The organism is Pseudoalteromonas sp. Z9A6, assembly GCF_011378805.1.
Classification (GTDB): domain Bacteria; phylum Pseudomonadota; class Gammaproteobacteria; order Enterobacterales; family Alteromonadaceae; genus Pseudoalteromonas; species Pseudoalteromonas distincta.
This window is the reverse complement of the sequence record NZ_WTKZ01000114.1, coordinates 1-2,418: the sequence shown is the minus strand read 5'-3', so window position 1 is coordinate 2,418 and position 2,418 is coordinate 1. Positions and strand designations below refer to the sequence as shown.

Here is a 2,418-nt window from a genome sequence, read left to right as displayed (position 1 = left end):
TGTTTTCTTAATAATACTGAAATGACACAGATTTCTAAACACTACCTTTTTTAATACGTGTAAGTAACGTATTAATTCGTGTGATTAGAAAACAAGTTATCAATAAGCTCATCTTCAAGTGCAAAACGTGCTTCTAATGCCTCACCAATAACAGATAAGTCATTATCAAAGTCTTTTAATAAGTCTTCTTTGTCTACTTCTGCGTACTTATCATTAAAATCTAACGCCACATCGGTTGTGCTAGAAATACGCGGGTAAATAGAGTTTGCAAGCTCTTGGCTTTGTAAGCCCTTTTTTTCGCATGCTTTTGCTATATCGTCATATACTTCAAAATGGCCTGCAGATAGGTAATCCATTAAAAGCTGGCAAAATGATTCAATTAGTTTTGGCTCTGGCAATGCTTGATCTTGCTTCTCGTACGGCGTAAAGCCTGCAATTTTGCAGTAAAGTACAATAAGTTCTTGGCGTTCGTTTAGCCATTTATCAATTACTGTGTGGCTACCACCCCATTTTTGTTGAGCTTTTTCTACACGCGTCAGCATAACTGTTCTCCTAGCTGGGTTGGTCTTTCAATTAGAATATAATAAGTTTATGTACATCAAGATATATTTAATTTGCGCGTATATCAACAAGTAAAGTTGAGCTACTTTGAGGGGTGTACCTTTTTATATAATCTAAGGCGAGAGATTTTATTTTAGGCAAGAAAAAACCACCAGTTACGGTGGTCTAATTTCTTTCAGTGACTTGTTATAACAAGCTTTCTTATTTTTATGAGATGATTTTTATTGTTATTATTTTAAAACATTTATTTTTATTGTTTTAAGATTTTTATTATTGTTTTTGTTAACGCGGGACAAACAATAACAAGGTTTTTGTAATGTTGCAAACGTATTAATGAAAAGTTTTAAATGTTATTTATTTTTGTTTGTTTTATAGTCAAAAGGGATTAAAAAACTCCATTCTATTGATCTACCTCTAGGTAAAGCTGTTTTCGTCCCTAAGCAATAGAGGGTCGAAGAATATGGTGGTACAATCTTGCACAATTTATACAAGTCTTAGGATCATTTACGCCATGAGCGAATTAAAAAACGACCGTTATTTACGTGCACTTGCAAAACAACCTGTTGATGTAACTCCGGTATGGATGATGCGCCAAGCAGGACGCTATTTACCAGAGTATCGCGCTACACGTGCACAAGCGGGCGATTTTATGAGCCTGTGCCGTAATGCTGAGCTTGCATGTGAAGTTACACTGCAGCCATTACGTCGCTACCCGTTAGATGCCGCTATATTATTTAGTGATATTTTAACGATTCCAGATGCGATGGGTTTAGGTCTTTACTTTGAAACTGGCGAAGGCCCTAAGTTCGAACGTCCTATTTCATCTCTTGCTGATGTTAAAAAAATTCCAAAGTTAGACCCTACAGACGAGCTTGGCTACGTAATGAACGCAGTAAGCACTATCCGTCGTGAGCTTAAAGGCGAAGTACCGCTTATTGGTTTTTCTGGTTCACCTTGGACGCTAGCAACTTATATGGTTGAAGGCGGTAGCAGCAAAGTATTTGGTAAAATCAAAAAAATGGCGTTTGCAGAGCCGCAAACACTTCATTTATTACTCGATAAGTTAGCTGATTCAGTTATTGATTACTTAAATGCTCAAATTAAAGCTGGCGCGCAATCGCTAATGGTATTTGACTCATGGGGCGGTGTATTAAGCCCGCGCGATTACAACGAATTTTCACTACAATACATGCATAAAATTGTAGATGGCTTAATTCGTGAATACGATGGTCGTAAAGTACCGGTTACTTTGTTCACTAAAAATGGTGGTCAATGGATTGAAGCTATTGCAGCAACAGGCTGTGATGCAATCGGTCTTGATTGGACTATTAATATCAGCGACGCTAAGCGCCGCGTGGGTGATAAAGTAGCTCTACAAGGTAATATGGACCCATCTATGTTACACGGTACACCAGAGCGTATTCGCCAAGAAGTAGGCACTATTTTAGAAGACTTTGGTACAGGCAATGGCCACGTGTTTAACTTAGGCCACGGTATTACACCAGATGTAGACCCTGAAAATGCTGGCGTATTCATTAATGCAGTACATGAGCTAAGTGCTAAGTACCATAAGTAATAGTCACTTAAACAAGCTTTAAAACTGTTTAAAAGTAAAAAACCCGCTAAGTTGCGGGTTTTTTGTTACCTATTTATAAAGGCTTTTAAAACTACTTATTTAAGCGGTTATTTAAATAAGCGATTTAAGCCATTTAATGCCGCAACACGGTAGGCTTCAGCCATGGTTGGGTAGTTAAATGTGGTATTTACAAAGTAGTCGATATTATTGCCACCATTTTTTTTTTTTTTTTTAGCTTGGCCAATGTGAACAATTTCAGAGGCACGTTCGCCAAAACAATG

2 protein-coding genes and 1 pseudogene are annotated in these 2,418 nt (G+C 37.4%); 1 reads left to right on the top strand and 2 read right to left on the bottom strand.

The features are described from left to right. Positions 1-71: 71 nt before the first annotated feature. The gene (gene rsd / locus GQR53_RS20395) at positions 72-542 is read right to left on the bottom strand and encodes a sigma D regulator (RefSeq protein WP_138489928.1); all 471 of its coding nucleotides are present in this window, start codon (positions 540-542) and stop codon (positions 72-74) included. A gap of 530 nt (positions 543-1,072) precedes the next feature. On the opposite strand from rsd, the gene hemE reads away from it, so the two are divergent. After that, positions 1,073-2,137, top strand: a complete 1,065-nt coding sequence (hemE, locus tag GQR53_RS20390; RefSeq protein ID WP_002961084.1) for a uroporphyrinogen decarboxylase — start codon at positions 1,073-1,075, stop codon at positions 2,135-2,137. Between the two features lie 107 nt (positions 2,138-2,244). Here the strand turns inward: hemE and GQR53_RS20385 are convergent. After that, positions 2,245-2,418, bottom strand: a pseudogene (locus GQR53_RS20385) (NAD(P)(+) transhydrogenase); the annotation flags it as partial.

Coding starts and splice junctions, on each gene's coding strand:
- rsd (WP_138489928.1), bottom strand. CDS start 542: ATGCTGACGCGTGTAGAAAAAGCTCAACAAAAATGGGGTGGTAGCCAC.
- hemE (WP_002961084.1), top strand. CDS start 1,073: ATGAGCGAATTAAAAAACGACCGTTATTTACGTGCACTTGCAAAACAA.